This is a genomic window from Colwellia sp. 20A7 (assembly GCF_009832865.1).
Taxonomy (GTDB): domain Bacteria; phylum Pseudomonadota; class Gammaproteobacteria; order Enterobacterales; family Alteromonadaceae; genus Colwellia.
This window is the reverse complement of sequence record NZ_CP047130.1, coordinates 1,734,102-1,750,019: the sequence shown is the minus strand read 5'-3', so window position 1 is coordinate 1,750,019 and position 15,918 is coordinate 1,734,102. Positions and strand designations below refer to the sequence as shown.

The 15,918-nt window shown below is 36.0% G+C and carries 16 protein-coding genes and 1 pseudogene; 6 read left to right on the top strand and 11 right to left on the bottom strand.

Annotated features, from left to right (window positions below):
- Nucleotides 1-3 precede the first annotated feature (3 nt).
- From GQS55_RS07550 to GQS55_RS07535, 4 genes are all read right to left on the bottom strand, one after another.
- Nucleotides 4-840 carry an ABC transporter ATP-binding protein gene (locus tag GQS55_RS07550; RefSeq protein WP_159819395.1) on the bottom strand — a complete coding sequence of 279 codons (837 nt, stop codon included), beginning with the start codon at nt 838-840 and terminating at the stop codon, nt 4-6.
- Nucleotides 833-1,600, bottom strand: coding sequence for an ABC transporter permease (locus GQS55_RS07545; protein ID WP_159819393.1), 768 nt, complete (start codon nt 1,598-1,600; stop codon nt 833-835). Before GQS55_RS07545 ends, GQS55_RS07550 begins: the two co-directional genes overlap by 8 nt.
- A gap of 88 nt (nt 1,601-1,688) precedes the next feature.
- Nucleotides 1,689-2,654, bottom strand: a complete 966-nt coding sequence (locus GQS55_RS07540) for an ABC transporter substrate-binding protein (RefSeq protein WP_159819391.1) — start codon at nt 2,652-2,654, stop codon at nt 1,689-1,691.
- Between the two features lie 401 nt (nt 2,655-3,055).
- Entirely contained in the window at nt 3,056-5,377 is a 2,322-nt protein-coding gene (locus GQS55_RS07535; RefSeq protein WP_159819389.1) for a TonB-dependent receptor, read from the bottom strand.
- A 360-nt stretch (nt 5,378-5,737) separates the two neighbouring features.
- Between GQS55_RS07535 and GQS55_RS07530 the strand changes: the two genes are divergently transcribed.
- Entirely contained in the window at nt 5,738-6,226 is a 489-nt protein-coding gene (locus tag GQS55_RS07530; RefSeq protein ID WP_201294595.1) for a GNAT family N-acetyltransferase, read from the top strand.
- Nucleotides 6,227-6,402: 176 nt separating this feature from the next.
- Here GQS55_RS07530 and GQS55_RS07525 read toward each other — a convergent pair whose 3' ends face one another.
- A complete protein-coding gene (locus GQS55_RS07525) occupies nt 6,403-7,617 on the bottom strand; it encodes a YbfB/YjiJ family MFS transporter (RefSeq protein ID WP_159819385.1) in 1,215 nt (404 codons plus the stop codon).
- Between the two features lie 107 nt (nt 7,618-7,724).
- Between GQS55_RS07525 and GQS55_RS07520 the strand changes: the two genes are divergently transcribed.
- A complete protein-coding gene (locus GQS55_RS07520; RefSeq protein ID WP_159819383.1) occupies nt 7,725-7,934 on the top strand; it encodes a hypothetical protein in 210 nt (69 codons plus the stop codon).
- A gap of 427 nt (nt 7,935-8,361) precedes the next feature.
- Here GQS55_RS07520 and GQS55_RS07515 read toward each other — a convergent pair whose 3' ends face one another.
- The gene (locus GQS55_RS07515; RefSeq protein WP_159819381.1) at nt 8,362-8,916 is read right to left on the bottom strand and encodes a hypothetical protein; all 555 of its coding nucleotides are present in this window, start codon (nt 8,914-8,916) and stop codon (nt 8,362-8,364) included.
- 131 nt (nt 8,917-9,047) lie between these two features.
- Nucleotides 9,048-10,250, bottom strand: coding sequence for a DUF3644 domain-containing protein (locus tag GQS55_RS07510; protein WP_159819379.1), 1,203 nt, complete (start codon nt 10,248-10,250; stop codon nt 9,048-9,050).
- Nucleotides 10,251-10,321: 71 nt separating this feature from the next.
- Here GQS55_RS07510 and GQS55_RS07505 point away from each other — a divergent pair.
- Nucleotides 10,322-10,519, top strand: a pseudogene (locus GQS55_RS07505) (IS110 family transposase); the annotation flags it as partial.
- A gap of 639 nt (nt 10,520-11,158) precedes the next feature.
- The gene (locus GQS55_RS07500) at nt 11,159-12,115 is read left to right on the top strand and encodes an IS110 family transposase (protein WP_159819377.1); all 957 of its coding nucleotides are present in this window, start codon (nt 11,159-11,161) and stop codon (nt 12,113-12,115) included.
- A gap of 50 nt (nt 12,116-12,165) precedes the next feature.
- Here GQS55_RS07500 and GQS55_RS07495 read toward each other — a convergent pair whose 3' ends face one another.
- A complete protein-coding gene (locus GQS55_RS07495) occupies nt 12,166-12,429 on the bottom strand; it encodes a hypothetical protein (protein ID WP_159819375.1) in 264 nt (87 codons plus the stop codon).
- A 348-nt stretch (nt 12,430-12,777) separates the two neighbouring features.
- On the opposite strand from GQS55_RS07495, the gene GQS55_RS07490 reads away from it, so the two are divergent.
- Nucleotides 12,778-13,101 (top strand): phage integrase N-terminal SAM-like domain-containing protein, encoded by a 324-nt coding sequence (locus tag GQS55_RS07490; protein WP_201294593.1) that lies wholly within the window; start codon nt 12,778-12,780, stop codon nt 13,099-13,101.
- 42 nt (nt 13,102-13,143) lie between these two features.
- Entirely contained in the window at nt 13,144-13,305 is a 162-nt protein-coding gene (locus GQS55_RS07485) for a hypothetical protein (protein WP_159819373.1), read from the top strand.
- Nucleotides 13,306-13,413: 108 nt separating this feature from the next.
- Here GQS55_RS07485 and GQS55_RS07480 read toward each other — a convergent pair whose 3' ends face one another.
- From GQS55_RS07480 to GQS55_RS07470, 3 genes are read right to left on the bottom strand one after another with little or no spacing between them, the layout of a single operon-like run.
- Nucleotides 13,414-14,202: an ABC transporter permease gene (locus GQS55_RS07480; protein ID WP_159819371.1), complete on the bottom strand. Its 789-nt coding sequence runs from the start codon at nt 14,200-14,202 to the stop codon at nt 13,414-13,416.
- Nucleotides 14,202-14,930 carry an ABC transporter ATP-binding protein gene (locus GQS55_RS07475; RefSeq protein WP_159819369.1) on the bottom strand — a complete coding sequence of 243 codons (729 nt, stop codon included), beginning with the start codon at nt 14,928-14,930 and terminating at the stop codon, nt 14,202-14,204. Before GQS55_RS07475 ends, GQS55_RS07480 begins: the two co-directional genes overlap by 1 nt.
- Nucleotides 14,927-15,907, bottom strand: coding sequence for a YVTN family beta-propeller repeat protein (locus GQS55_RS07470; protein WP_159819367.1), 981 nt, complete (start codon nt 15,905-15,907; stop codon nt 14,927-14,929). The genes GQS55_RS07475 and GQS55_RS07470 overlap by 4 nt, the downstream gene beginning before the upstream one ends.
- Between the last annotated feature and the right edge of the window lie 11 nt (nt 15,908-15,918).

The window sequence follows — 15,918 nt, the reverse complement described above, 5'->3', positions numbered from 1 at the left end:
AAATCAGTCAATAATACCCGACAGTAAAAACGGAAATTGCGTTATGAGTTTCGCTTGAAATGCTAATTCAGCAATACCAGATTCTGAACGGGGTTTAGGTAAATTAATAATAGATTCATGGATCATAGTGCAAGGTGAGTCACTTAAGAAAATAATGCGATCTGCTAAATATATAGCCTCTTGTAAATCATGAGTAACAAACACGACTGTCGTCTTTTTTTCTGTGCACAAGTCAATTAATAGCTTTCTCAACCGACCAGCAGTAGGAGCATCGAGAGAATTAAATGGCTCATCTAATAATAACAATTGTGGGTTTATTGCAAAAGCACGAGCAATACTAACCCGTCGCTGCATTCCGCCAGATAGCTGGCTAGGAAAATATTCACCTTTTTGTGCTAAACCAACTTGTGCTAATAACCCTTCTACTTTGTTGAACTGTGTTGGATCTAATACTAATTCGATATTTTCTCGCACGGTCAACCATGGCATTAATCTTGGTTGCTGAAAGATATATCCAATACGACTAGGCTGCTTATTTACTAGGCATTCACCCTTGGTGCGATTATTTTTTTCACCGTTACTTTTTGAGCTATCACTTTCTAAGCCCTTATGATTGTTTATAACATCACTATTTTCTAAGCTATGGCGATAATTAATATGCTGCCCCACGCATGATTCAAGACCACTAATCATATTTAATAACGTAGTTTTCCCACACCCTGAAGGACCGATAATGGCAACAAATTCTCCCGGCTTCACACTAAAATTAAGCTTCGCCAATACCGGAGTTTCGCTATTTCCATAATACTTATCTTTAATGGCAACATTGAGTTCAATCAAAACGTTTTCCTCTAGCGACAAGTTTATCAAAAGGTTTAAAGAACAATAGTTCAATGATTAATATAATAATGACAAAGGCGATGGTGTACGCAAGAATCCCGGCAATATCAAAAAACTGAAATAAAGTATTAAGCGCAAAGCCAACACCATCACTTCGTCCTAACAATTCAACCACTAGTACTATTTTCCAAATCAAAGACAAACCAGAGCGCGCAGAAGCTATGATGTAGGGATAAAGTTGGGGTAAAAAAACACGAAAGAAAGTTTTACTCGGTGACAATTTATAAATTTTAGCTACCGCTAATAAATCTTGGTCTACGGTTCTAGCTCCTTCCCTGATCATTATGACAACCGTGGGTACTTTATTGATAACCACAGCGGTAATTGCGGCAGTTTCAACTAAACCAATCCAAATATAACAAAGTAATATAGTCACTAACGCAGGAATATTGAGCATAATAATAAGTAGTGAATCTGTAAGCTTATTGGTCCAGGCATTAACACCCATCATAATGCCAATGAAAACACCTAGTAACATAGCAATAATAAAGCTTAATAATGCTCGCTTTAAAGTAATGAAGAGGTTGCTAATCATTTCACCTTCGGTTAAATGAAGGTGTAAGCTTTTAATAACGACAAGTAAAGAAGGAAAGTCGGGGTTATCAATTAATAAAGCTATACTTTGCCACAGGGCACACAAGACAAAAACAACACCAAACTTAGTCAATAAAAAGGAAAGTAATTTGTTTAAAAGTGCCATATTCCTTCCCCCTTTGTCTTAACAATAATTAACAGAAAAATCTTCACTGATCCTTATGAAGATCAACGGAAATATGATTTAAATACGTCTACTGATTTGATTTCCAAAAGAGTCCATCACTTAGCGATGTCGCTTTACCCACCAAAGTACGGCCGCCTTCCTGTGCCAAAATATCGAACACTTGTTTACTAGCGTCAATTTCTTTCGCTCCAAATTCACTTAATAAGCCTGCACGGTAATCTGTTTTTAATGCAGTAAACACATCATCATTCTCAGCCTTAAGTAAAGGCCGAATACGCTCCCACTCACGTTCAGACGACGCTAATATCAGCTTTGCTTCGCGTGAGGCGAGTAAAAATCGTGTTATTGCATTAGGGTGTTGGTTTGCCCACTCTTGATCAAAAACCCAGCCCAATAAAGGAATTTTAGCTTCAATACCAAACTCTGTAAGCATTTCTGACATCGTGACTAAATGCTTATAACCTGCCGCTTTTAGCCGAGCACCATAGTGCCAAAAATTAATGGCGGCTGCCAAATCTCCCCTCAGTATCAGTCTGTTTAATAATGGTGGTACAGCAAACGTAGGCTCTGTTTCATTATTCAAATCAAAACCATATTTTTTCTTGCTGTATGCTTGTAACAACAACCAATTTTTATCAACAGCGCCACCTGCAATACCAATTTTCTTCCCTTTAAGATCAACTAAAGATTTAATGCCAGTATTAGCCGAAATATAGAGCCCACCTGTCGCCATTGATGTTGGGAATATCGTGTACATTCGCTGTTCATATCGCTGACGATTAACCCAAAGCCAATCACTAAGAATAATATCAACCGCATTACTTTGTAGCGCCACAGCCGAGGCGTTCTTACTTGCTAGTGACATGACTTTTAAATCAAATTGGAATTTTTTATCTAACTGATGGTGCTTAATTACCGCTATTTCCCAATTAACCGTACCATATTTTAAAACACCAACACGTACTTCAGGGTTAGCAAAAGCTTGAAAAGGCAATGAAATGCATAATGCTATACTGATCAACCATTTACTCATATTATCCCCTTTATTTTGAAATTTTCCTGAGTAGAGTTGAATGTTAATAGATAACATTCATCCCAAGATGTAAAGTCTATGATTAACCAGTTTAAACGAGATGGTTTGAGTATAAACGCCAGTAGAATAATTAGAATTTCAATGAAATAAATGGCGTTGATAGTATCGATACTCAGTATTTATTTACTTATTTCATTTAAAAATAAGTAAATAAAATATAGCCCTAATTCTATTAGGACTTTATCAACAATACGTCCCTTCTTTAGTATGACAAAGCTCATCTTTTAGTAAGAAAAGCTTATCTTTAAACACAAGGGCTTTACTGTACAACCTTGGACCCATTTTAGTTAACAAAATTAAAATGGATAATATTAAAATTGATACTACTAAAATTGATAATATTAAAATTGATAGTTCAGATTAATACTTGCCGAGCGTGGTCTTGATGGTCCAACAAAATACTCATCAAAATCAGCATCTGGGTATATATCTTCTAACACTTCATCCGCTTCACCATACGTACCAAAGGTATCAAATTCACGATCAAAGACATTATCAACTTTAGCTGATAATCGTAACTGTTCGGTAACTTGATAGTTTAGGTAAATATTGGTGACAGAATACGACGGTATCTTCTTATTTTCATTTGCTTCATCACCACGATAATATGATGACGAGGCATATAAAAACTCAGTGCCAAGGTTAACAGCATCATTAATCTGCCAATTAGCGTGAAACTTAACTTGATGCTCTGGTTGACCCGGAATCGTATCGCCTGGATTAACTTGTCGATTCGCGCCTAACGGATTCACAGGGCTAAAAGAAACAAAAGGTGATTCAAAAGTTGCCTTTAATAAATTATAGCTAGCGCCAAAATCCACCGCTTTTATTTGGGTGTTAAAGGCAAGTTCAACACCTTGACGTTGAGTTTTATCAAGGTTGATAAAGTAACCTTGATTAGACTTATTTGTCGCTTGTTGAAAAATAATATCTTCATAGCTAATCGTTGAAAAAACCGTTGCAAGTGCAGAAAAATTATCTTTGTTATAACTTAACGAGGCTTCTGTTGTTTTCGCCACAACCTGTTCAAGCGGAGGATCGGCCACAAAGCCATTAGGTAATTTACAAGGGTCATTTTCATCTGCACAGCTCAGTTCTGCTGGGCTAGGTGTTCTTGATGACTCGCTGTAACTTAATTTAACCATATATTCAGAAGAAAGCTGATAATCAGCAGATATCGCTGGATTAAATCGATTGAAAGAGTGTTCACCATTAAGTGATCCTTCTCCCGTGTCTATTTGATCTTGCATACTTATATGAGCATGATTATATCGACCAGCAAGGTTAATAGTAAGTTTATCGTTAATGGATATAGCGTTCAAAAAGTAAAGGTACTGCTGTTTTGTGTCAACTTTTAAATCAACACGTGATTCCATATCATAAAAACCAATACCCGTTACTGAGCGATCATCCGTTACTGTTTCATTATGAAGTACGGCAAATTGTGTATCACTATTAAAATGAATATTTGCTTTATCTATACCTAAACCAAAAATAAATTCGTTATCAAAAGAGGCCAACTTACCTAACTTAACAAATTGTAATGCTGCGCCATAACTTTCATTATCAGTGAAACCAGTATTAAGTGTGCCATCAACGGTATCAGGATCTATATCGCTCAGATCACTGAGAAAAACCCCTTCATCATAACCAACAAAATGCACCAGCTCTAACTCATCTTCTTCCTCTTCTTCACATAAGCTGTAGCTTTCACCAAATTCACACTCTTCATAGTCACTGTCATCGCCATTAATACTATTAATTTCGTTTTGACGATAATAGGCATTAGCCTGCCATGACATTTCGCTATTAATAACACTATCTGTTTTAAGACTAAATTGCTTATAACGATTATGAGTTTTATCTGGTTGCGTATAAATAGCATCTCTGCTTGCTAAATCAGCAAGTATTTCAGGTATAGCACCATTACCAAGCATTTCATTGTCATTACCTGCAAAAGTAAACTCAACAGTACGTACATCAGTGACATAACTTAGTGTTGCAAACAGCTGATTCAACTCACTTTCCGAATAATCTCGCCAGCCGTCTTCTTTGTAATGATTGGCCAAAACATAATAACCCCAATTACCTTTATTACCGCCCGACTGCAACGTATATTGCTGTTGTCCAAAACTACCAACACGTACATCAAGTTCATTTTTTGTATAGCTAAAACCATTTTTTGTTTGTAAAGCTAATGCACCACCTAAGGTATTTTGACCAAAAGCAGGATTAGAGCCGGAATATAAAGATACCGTATCAACTGCCGCAAGGGGTATAAGGTCCCAATTAACGGTGTCACCGAAAGGTTCATTAAATCGTACACCGTTTAAATAAACAGAAATTCCCTGGGGTAAGCCTAGTAATGGTGATGCTGTAAAACCTCTGTACTGCACGTCAGGTTGGAAAGGATTATTTTGTACATCATTGATATGGACACTCGTTAACTGATTTTTCATATGCTCTGCTAATGAAATACTTTGAGATTCATCAAGCGCTTTCGCATTGATCATCTGAACACTACCAAAAATACTTTTCTCGCTAACTGCATTTGATGAAAGTGGTGTTTGTCCATATATACTAATTTTTTCAACAGCAGCAATATCATCCCCTAAAGCAGGTAAACAAGTGCAAGTAATAATACAAGTTAATAATCTTTTCATTACAGTTTCCAAATAAATAATCTCTTTCTTCAGTCTACCCTCATTCATAAAAATGTAATAATTTATGCTAATGTTCAAATAACACTCAACGTAAAAATAAAACTATTAAATACAATAAGATAAATAAAACTCAGTCAATGGTTATCATGCTAAAGTATGATTAATTTACTACCCAATATTTATAGCTTAAGTTGATAAAAAACCTAAATAAATTGAAATACATATTTTATTTATATAAAACCTAACGACCTATTACAACTTCTGCCACATCTAATTGTTATTAAGAGTACTAATTAACTATTCTTATTCACATAAAACGAATGGCACGTTATGATATTACCAATAAAATCAAAGGAGTAAATGATGGAAAAATTAACCGTCCGTAAAGCTGAAACAAAAGATGCAGCATTAATCTTACATTTTATTCGTGAACTGGCTATTTATGAAAAAGCTGAGCATGAAGTGTTAGCAACTGAAGATACCATTAAGCAGTCAATTTTTGCTGAAAATAGTCATGTTAGTGCATTAATTTGCATGCAAGGCGATCACGCCATTGGGATAGCTATTTACTTTTATAACTATTCAACATGGTTGGCGAAATCAGGGCTTTATTTAGAGGATCTATACATTTCTTTAGAACACAGAGGTAAAGGTGGCGGAAAGCTACTACTTAAAACAATGGCTAAAATTGCTGTCGATAATAATTGTGGTAGATTTGAATGGAGTTGCTTAGACTGGAATAAACCTTCCCGTGATTTTTACCAATCAATTGGTGCCCAATCACAAGATGAATGGGTTGGTTATCGCATGTCAGGTCAAACACTTATCGATTTTGCAAAAGAGAGTTAATATTCACGCGACGTCTTTATTTTTACATATAATAATTCACTGATTTAGTTATAAATAAGCAGGTACGATTTCATCACCTTACCTGCTAAATAAATAATTTATTGATTTTTATCCACTATTTTAGCGCCATATTTGAATTATACCTGGGCGATACTCGAGCTATAACCAAGAACTACTTAAGTGGTTTTAGAACCATTAACTTGTGATAACTGTTCACATTTTTCTTCTTTCAATAATATTACCGCTCGTGCCAATAAACCAATTCCTATTAACATCACCACTACTGTGATTATCAACCCATCAGTGAAACTTTCATTTTTTTCAGCAATAACCCCAACTAACGCAGGTGCAATAACCTGTGCCAGTCCGTAACTGAATGTTAGATGACTCATCGATCTAGACGAGTTGTCTGGATACAACCGACCTATCATTGACAATGTCATACTCACAATACCAATAAAACTTAAACCATATATAATTGCACTAATAGAAATTATTGCTGGCGACGGATCACACAAAAGCAAAGCGGTGCTGGTCATATTTAAAATATATGCTTGAAACAACGATGACCAAAGACCTACCTTTCTTACGTAAATATCCCACAACCAACATCCTGGTGCAGCAGCAATGCCTACTAATAACCAAACACCCCAACCCAGCCCTTTCATACCAGGAAGTAATTCAACGATTGCAATCAAAAATGTAGCCGTGACTACATAGCCAAAACCTGCACAAAAATAAGCGGCTTGTAAGGTTAACAAGAATTTTTTTGAAGGGGGAGATTGAGTTTCTTTGTGCTCAGAGTGTTCTGTACTAGTTGTCGATTTAAAAAAATCAGGAAACCAATACATCACAGGAAGAATAAGCAATAAAGACAGCAAACCATAAATAACCCACTGTTCATCCCAAGTATATTCAACTTTAATTAACTGGGCAGTAATTGCCGTCAAAACAATACCAATACCTAAGCTTGAAAAGAAAATACCTAGTTCAGCTTTTGCATTGTTATGTCTGAGCCAATGCATTAATAATCCAGCCCCCAATAAAATACCTGCAGCACTGCTTAAGCCAGAAATATAGCGTAATAAGTACCATAACCACTCATGCGTGGTCGCCGCCATGCATAGTGTAGTAAAGACTGCTGCCATCAAGCCATAACGGTATAATTTAACTTTTAATTGAAGATTGTGAATAAGTGAAATCAGTAGTGCACCAGATAAATATCCGGCATAGTTTGCTGCAGCGAGAAAACCTGCAACCGTCTCAGTAAGGCCAATATCTTCAACCATTTCAGGTAGCATTGGTGTATAGGCAAATCTCGCGATACCAACAGTAATTACGCCACCAAGTACACAGGCAAATTGAACTTTAAATTGTTCTGATAATTTCATACAACATCACAGATTAAAATCTTATACCGTAGAATAACGAATAATAAAAAAACTATCTCTATACATTATGACAATATATACAGATAAAGCCTCAAAATGTGAAAAAAATGCCAACTGTCTCTCGTAAATTAAAGAGTAATCAACTTAAATTACTTGATTTAGAAAACCTACCGCGCGATGTGTTTGTTCGACAACAACATATACCAGCAAAACACTACTTCCCAATACATACACATAAATGGCATCAACTAGTATATGCTTTCCCTGATAGATACAAATTGAAGAGTAAGTTGTCAATGTCCGTTAATCAACATTGAGTGAAGCGCGTCGCTTCAGACGGAGGGGACGTGAACAATAAACAACAATAAATTTTCATAACTAGTAGGATTGTAATACTAAGAACAATAGCGCTATTCATAACTTATGCCTTAAATAACAAGACGGTTCAAACGACTTAAAGTTGCATAAATATTCAATTCGCACTTACACTATCGACTGTAAACTAAAAGTAACCACCCTCTGTTGTCAAATCCTGAATACTCAAGCATTCATACTGTGGCTGAGTTCCCAAATAAATTCATTGTAACACCTCTAGTTAGGTGGCCAAATTAACTATGCCACTACACTAAGTCCTAATCAATGTATTGGATTAGATCTTGTATCGATAACGCCTCGCGCATGCGCGCGAACTTGTGAGCGTCGCAGGGGTCACAGGCCCCGAATGACGTGGGTTGTTAGCCTAGACTACTGCGGTTGCGCCCTAAGAACTCGAAAAACTAATGGCTTTATACATAGGTGAGAAAACCATGAAATCCCCGCAATTACCAATATACCTATAAGTGGAATTACTGCTCCAGTAAAAACTATTGAGCCAAATACATAACCAAAAATACACTCCGCTTTGTATATAGGCAGGAACAAACCGACTACTACCAGCCCTAACGACAAGTACATTGCAACGTTCTCGTAGCCAAAAATAACACTGACTGACTGTACAAGACTCAAGACCAGCATGCCAAAAAAACCGATGAGTACGGCTCGTAAAATCTTTGCTCTCTCAGGCGCGTCACTAGGTTGAAGAGTTATACGCTTCTTTATCCGCACTATAGAAAGCCAAGCCAAGAATGGGAGGATTAATACCCCCCACCAGTTTGATATTAAAGGATAACCAGGATGGTGCATCAAGTGATGGCTCAATATTCCACCATTCAAATGCTCCCACAACAGATGTCCAGCTACGAAAAATACAGTAACTGCAATCACGTAGTATTTTAATTTTTCGAACTGCTTTTCAGTCATGTTTATCCTCGGAGTGCGATGGTCGAAATATTTAGCCTAACGCTTTGCTAAGAGGCAAAAAATAGTTTGCTATAATGTTTGAGGCACGAAAACAGCAAGCTGTTTGTTGCCCTTTTGAGCAACTTACATGACTATTTACGCTGATAATGCTTATCAAACTCCTCTACAATTCTACTATGGTAGAAAATTTTATATATACTTTTAGGATTATCAGGCTCTAGTCTTCTTTCTTTACAGAATTCATCACCCTTAATTTTAAGGTCTCTCATCAGTTGATTAAACTGCTTGTTTTGTTTGTAGTTTCCATATCGTTTCCTTAAAACATCGCAAAGGCTTTGATAAGTATAAGGGTAGTTTTTTAACACATCTTCTTCTGATATTTTGATTTCAGGAGCGTTAGGATCATCTGTCGCTCTGAATTGAACCGCTTCATCTGAGGTTGTTTTTACCAGTTTAGTTTCAAGTTTTAACGAAACACTAAATTGAGGATCGTCATCATTTTCATGTGACTTTTCAACTTTATTAAGATGTTTGACTAAGTTGTCCTTTGAATTATTATCAATGCTAAAGCTTTCCACGTCAGATAGATGAAAGAATGACACAGGCATTAAATAGAAATTATATTTTTTAAAATCGAAACCAAACCAGTCCATAGTTAATGTCATAAAGTTTTTTAATGACGCCATACCAATAGATTGTACCTTTACAGCTAACGACATATCGTTATGAATAAAATGTACAGACTCATCACGAATCTCAATAAGTAATCTTACGTTGTCACTAACAACCTTCTTTAAGATACCGGCTGATTCTAGTAGGTTTATTGCTTTTGAAATTGAAATTGTTTTTGGGTTGCCAGAGGCAGTTGTGACAATACTTCCTTTATTCTTGAAATATATAGCCTCTTTATCGTCGTCATTATCTGCTAGTAGTTTGGCTTTAAGTAAAAGCTCCCAAGCATTTATCATTAGAATCGAAAAACTTTCTTCTCTAAATTTGAAGTCGGGTTTATTATAAATTTCAATTGCGGAAACACACGCTGTTACGGCTTTATCGACTAATAGTTGATAGAAGAATTTCTTTACAGAATATTTCTGACTATGATGTTGACGAAAAGTATTCTTATTAAATTTATTGAAAGATTTATCAACTGAAAAGGAGCTTTTTGATTTCTTAAGAAATGTAGACCACCTTTTAGTACTATACGTTTGTACTGTTGAAAGACCCCAACCAGTATTTTTAGCTAACTCATCTAATTTGAAAGAAGTAGCGTTGTTTGAGTATATTTTGAAAAAAGCAAAAGCTTTGTCAACTTTATCGAGCTTACCTGCCACTGTAGTCTTCCTTAGTCATGTAACACCTCATCTTTAGTTAGATTTTGGTGTCCGTTTTATCGGGGGAAGATCAGGTCATAGATATGGCATGGCAAGCGCAATTAAGGCTATGTCGCAGGTATAACCGGTTAATGCACAAAGGTAAGCATCGTAATGTGGTTGTTACGGCTATCGCCAGAGAAATGATAGCCTATATTTGGGCAATATCACGAGAAGTTGTCTTGCCTGTCATTGATGTGAAGTTACGTTTAGCAAGGATGCCTGCATGAATATTTTAATAGAGAAGAGTTTTGAGTTAGCGCATGGGATCAAGCATCGGGTGTGGCACAACCACCGACGGCGTTAGGATGGCAATAGCCTAACGGCTATTGAACCACGAACATAGACTGAAGACAGGTGTCACGACGAAATGAGTAAGGTAGGCGCTGTTAACCAATAGGTTAATAATCCACGAATATCAGCATGATAACCGACGAAATTACTTGCTTCATTCTATGCGTTAACTCACTTAATCATAGAAGTGAATATAAAGGATTCTTAAATTAGTGAATAAGGATCAGTGTATTTAACTTGACGTGGGGAGTCATACCAACGCCCAATTAACAGGCAAAAAATTGTTGGCTAAAATAAGCGACGAAGGAGCAAAAGCCAACTGTTTTTTTGTCCTAGTTCAATTTCTTGTATGGATAATACACCCATCTAAATTACTATTTTAAACCCTTTTCGGGTAATGTGAGACCCAGGCTTAAGCAGCAACTTAAGCTTTCCTTGTCGTAGTTCGATTGAATGAAGGCTCCTCTGTTGAGAGACCGATAACAAGAACGAACGCGACAAAGGACTCCAAGCACCACACTCGAATAGTCTACTGGGTCTCGAACCCGCATTTTGCAAGTAAGAGTTAGCTTATTATGAATATGAAAACAAATCAAAACATTAACGTTGGCGTTGATACAGGTAAATACCAACTCGACATTTATATCCGCCCTTTAGATATCTACTTCACCGTAGAAAACAATGATAAAGGTATTAAAGAAGCGGTAAAAAAAATCAAAAAATATAACCCCAATCGTATTGTCATCGAAGCAACAGGACGGCTAGAAATGCCCTTTATCCTTGCTTGTGCAAAAGCCAACTTACCGTTTACGATTGCTAACCCTGTCCATATTAAAAGGTTTGCAGGAGCGCTTGGCCAACGTGCAAAAACAGATAAGTTAGATGCACAGTTGATTGCACATTATAGCGAAGCCATACAACCAAAATTATCGCGTCTAAAGCCAGAGAAAATGCAAGCCATGAGTGATTTAGTCTCACGTAGAAATCAATTACTCACTCTGCAAACGATGGAAAAAAATCGATTACAAATCATGCCTAAAGAACTCGTTATGACGATTAAACCCGTGTTAACACTCTTTAAAAACCTCATCACCAAGGTTGAAGATAAAATCGCAAAACTCATCGAAAGTTGCCCTGAATATCAAGCCAAAGATATGATATTACAAAGTATGAAAGGCATTGGCAAAATAGCCGCGGCCTCAATCATCAGCAACCTGCCAGAGTTAGGTTATATTAACAGCAAACAGGCCAGTGCTTTAATTGGAGTAGCGCCAATGAATCGAGATAGTGGGCGATATAAAGGCCAGCGAAAAATACAAGGCGGCAGGCCTCAGGTGAGGACAGTATTATACATGGCAATGATGTCAGCGATGCAATCTAACCCTGTTTTCAAGGCAACATATCAGCGATTATTAGCTGCAGGTAAACCTAAGAAAGTAGCCATTATAGCCTGTATTAGAAAGATGATTGTGATCTTAAATTCTATGTTAAGAGATGGGGTAATGTGGGAAGCGCCAAAAGTGCAAAATTAACTATTGACGCCATAGTCTCTTGTTAGCTTTACTTTAAATAACTGCCAAGTTTACTCTTTAGTTTTTTGTGGTGATGCAGAATACAACCAACTAAAAAACTTATTACCAATAAAACAGAAAAGATAAATAGTCATGAGCTTAATTATAAATTTAATAATATCAAAAGGATCTGACCATATATTATATTCAAAAGGATCTGTCCATATATTATATTCAAAACCTATTAAAGATAATATCCAATCAGAACTTAATAAAACTAACAGCAGAGTCATATAGGTTGTAAGAAACCGTAGTTCTTTTTTAGATGTTGTCACCAAACCTCCTTGTAATGCTAACAGCTTATTATGGAGACTTCTCAGTAATGTCCGTCCCATAAAATTAATTTATTAACGCTTAATATTCCATAATTTCAATGAATTAGAAAGATTAAAATTTAAGAAAATATTTATAATTGGATATTACTGAGAAGTCTCAGTAATATCCAATTACCATAAAACCAATTAAATTGATATTTTTCATAAGGTTAACCTATCACCATAATGAGTTAATCCTGTTTATTGTCATTTACTGAGACTTCTCAGTAATATCCGCTGATATAATATTTGATATTTATTTACCTCAAACCGAAACTGTATATAAACATAGTCACAAGGGTTTGAAAAATGTCTACATCTCCTTTTCTTGAAAGTATCCGTCATATCCTCCGTACAAAGCATTACAGTATTCAAACTGAAAAAACGTATTTACTATGGATTAAACGATTTATTCTCTTCAACCAAAAACGCCACCCCAAGGACATGGGAGAGCAAGAAGTCAGTAATTATCTCACTTATTTAGCGGTTAATAGGCAGGTAACATCTTCAACTCAAAACTTAGCATTATGTTCAATTGTTTTTATGTACAAACATGTCTTTGAAAGAGAGCTCACTTTGCTATCTGATACTGTTAGAGCAAAAGCCCCCACTAGAGTACAGATGGTATTTTGATTTACAGGAAACTCAGCAACCTCAGGTGTATTGATTGTTGACGTGATTGGAGAAAGGTTATTTATTCCTCCTGAAAATGCAGTTTGGCTCCCATGTGGCTATCAACATACTGTTTCAACACAATATGGCGCTGAAATGAAAAGCTTATATATTAATAGTAATTATCAACATATGCCTAATGATAAAAGTGTTGTATTAAAATAGCCGACCAAATAGTTGGCTATTCAATAAAAAATATTCCCGTATTGGTATTTATTTGCAACGCATACATTAATAAAGTGAATTAACGCGTTTATGTCTGCTGAAATTAAGTTATTTACCACTACGACCATGTTGCGGCCTAAAGCTCATTAACGCAAAAAATGATACAACGGTTGTTACAATTATCACAGTAGTTAAAGCAGTCGGTTCAACTTCCCCATAAAGCGCAAACCTTAATAACTCGACACAAGCAGTAAATGGGTTGAATTGACATAGCCAATATAACCAAAGGCTTGCTTCTTTCATCTTCCATAAAGGGTATAACGCACTTGATAAAAAGAACATTGGAAAAATAACAAAGTTCATCACACCTGCAAAGTTCTCTAACTGTTTAATAAGGTTAGACAACATAAGGCCGAGTGAGCCAAGAAAAAAAGCCACTAAGAAAATTGCTGGTATCGCTGTAAAATAGCCAATAAGCGGGATATCTACATCAACAAATTGGGCAAAAAACAAGAAAATAACAACCTGTAACAATGACAATAATGCGCTAGCAACTAACTTGCTACCCAATAAAAATGGTCTGGGTAATGGGCTCATCAATAATACTTTCATACTACCCATCTCTCTGTCATACACCATAGAAAGAGAGCTTTGCATACCATTGAATAAAATAATCATGCAACAAAGTCCGGGAACAATATATTGCTGATACGTAATATAAGTCCCATAAGGCTCCATAATAGAAACCCCTAATGCCGCCCTAAAACCCGCGGCAAAAACAACTAACCACAATAATGGCCTAATTAATGCGCTTAATAAACGGGAACGTTGTTGAAAAAAACGAAAAACATCACGCTTAACAATGCCATTAAAACAATAAAGATAATTACGGTTCATTAAGTAATCTCCGCACTAGCAGTTAAGGTTCTATACAGTTGATATACATCATCAACATTATGTGTTTTACATAGTTCACTACTTATTCCTTGCGCTTTTACTTTCCCTACATTTAGAAGGATTAGCTGATCATCTACAGATATTTCATCAATTAAATGTGTTGCCCATAACACGCAAATCCCACGTTCTTCACTTAATTTTTTAACATATTCTGTGATCATTTTTCTGCTATCAATATCTAAACCTACCGTTGCTTCATCAAGCAATAATACGTTGGGTTTATGAATTAATGCTCGTGCAATTTCAACACGACGACGGTGCCCGCCATTTAATGATCTTACCTTATCATTAAGTCGTTGCGTCAATTCCAACTGAGAAAGTATGTCACCAATATTTGCTAACGCTTGTGACGATGAAATACCTTGTAAAGCGGCATAATAAACCAAGTTTTGTTTAACCGATAAATCTAAGTCAACCGTGCTTTGCTGAAAAACGACTCCCATAGTCTTCATTATTTCTGTTCTATTTTCTCGAAAGTCATAACCATCTATCTTGATATTACCTGATGATGGCTGATACAGACCCGTTAGCATTGAAAATAATGTACTTTTCCCCGCCCCATTAGGTCCAAGTAAAACGTTAAATCCTTTGTTAATCGTTAAATTTAAGTCATAAACAGCTGCCTTTTTACCATAATAAAAAGACAGTTGATTAGTCACTATACTCATGGCATTTGACGTATCACTACGCCCCAAGGATAACGACCTACTTTAATTGATTTAGTTACTTTCATTTCTTTAATATCTATCAAGGAAACATCACCACTAATACCATTTGTTGTTATTAACTGGCTTTCATCATGATTAAAAGCAAGTTGCCAAACTCGGCGTCCAACTAATAAGTATTTCTCAATTTTCATTGTTTCTCTATCAATAACAGCAACATGGTTTGCTGGCCCTAATGCGATAAACGCATATCGACCATCCTCAGTTAATTCAATACCAACAGGTTGAACACGATCCCGATGAATACCTTTAATATTAAAGGTAAATTCTTTAACAATTTTTTGTGTAGCGACGTCAATAATAACTACCATGCCACCAATTTCAGAGCTCACCCATAAAAATTTGTTGTCTTTAGTAAAAAGCGCAGACCTTGGTCTGGACCCAACTAATGTATTAGCAAAATTTTCGTGAGTTTCAGTGTTTATCCAATGCACCATATTGGTTGTTTCTGAGGTGACCACAACCATTTTTCCATCAGGGCTTACGGCTAGTCCTTCAGGCTCAACACCTACATCTATCTGCGTAGTAACAGTAGCATCTTCAATATTGATAACCGTTAATAAAGCATCATCTTCATTCGCGGTATAAATAACCTTACCATTAGGATGTAATACTACGGTTTCAGGGTCTTCACCTGATGGCAATTCACCAATAATTTGTTCCGTATTTAGATCGATAATTTGAATACGATCAGAGTCACTCGCACAAACATAAGCAAGTGATTGGTCTTTATTTAAGATAATACCACGCGGTCGTTGACCAACATCTATTGTTCTAATGACTTTATTTTGACTTAAATCGATTACCGAAATATTGTCATCTTTTTCATTAGTAACATAAGCAAACTCGTTAGCATTACTCGCGGTAATATTTAATAAAATAGCAAGACTTAATAATTTAAACAGTAGTATGTGTTTCATAATTTATTGTA

What these genes read in the sequence shown, in the direction of transcription:
- GQS55_RS07545 (WP_159819393.1), bottom strand. Translation starts at nt 1,600, where the DNA reads ATGGCACTTTTAAACAAATTACTTTCCTTTTTATTGACTAAGTTTGGT.
- GQS55_RS07540 (WP_159819391.1), bottom strand. Translation starts at nt 2,654, where the DNA reads ATGAGTAAATGGTTGATCAGTATAGCATTATGCATTTCATTGCCTTTT.
- GQS55_RS07535 (WP_159819389.1), bottom strand. Translation starts at nt 5,377, where the DNA reads ATGAAAAGATTATTAACTTGTATTATTACTTGCACTTGTTTACCTGCT.
- GQS55_RS07530 (WP_201294595.1), top strand. Translation starts at nt 5,738, where the DNA reads ATGATGGAAAAATTAACCGTCCGTAAAGCTGAAACAAAAGATGCAGCA.
- GQS55_RS07525 (WP_159819385.1), bottom strand. Translation starts at nt 7,617, where the DNA reads ATGAAATTATCAGAACAATTTAAAGTTCAATTTGCCTGTGTACTTGGT.
- GQS55_RS07520 (WP_159819383.1), top strand. Translation starts at nt 7,725, where the DNA reads ATGCCAACTGTCTCTCGTAAATTAAAGAGTAATCAACTTAAATTACTT.
- GQS55_RS07515 (WP_159819381.1), bottom strand. Translation starts at nt 8,916, where the DNA reads ATGACTGAAAAGCAGTTCGAAAAATTAAAATACTACGTGATTGCAGTT.
- GQS55_RS07500 (WP_159819377.1), top strand. Translation starts at nt 11,159, where the DNA reads ATGAATATGAAAACAAATCAAAACATTAACGTTGGCGTTGATACAGGT.
- GQS55_RS07490 (WP_201294593.1), top strand. Translation starts at nt 12,778, where the DNA reads ATGTCTACATCTCCTTTTCTTGAAAGTATCCGTCATATCCTCCGTACA.
- GQS55_RS07480 (WP_159819371.1), bottom strand. Translation starts at nt 14,202, where the DNA reads ATGAACCGTAATTATCTTTATTGTTTTAATGGCATTGTTAAGCGTGAT.
- GQS55_RS07475 (WP_159819369.1), bottom strand. Translation starts at nt 14,930, where the DNA reads ATGAGTATAGTGACTAATCAACTGTCTTTTTATTATGGTAAAAAGGCA.
- GQS55_RS07470 (WP_159819367.1), bottom strand. Translation starts at nt 15,907, where the DNA reads ATGAAACACATACTACTGTTTAAATTATTAAGTCTTGCTATTTTATTA.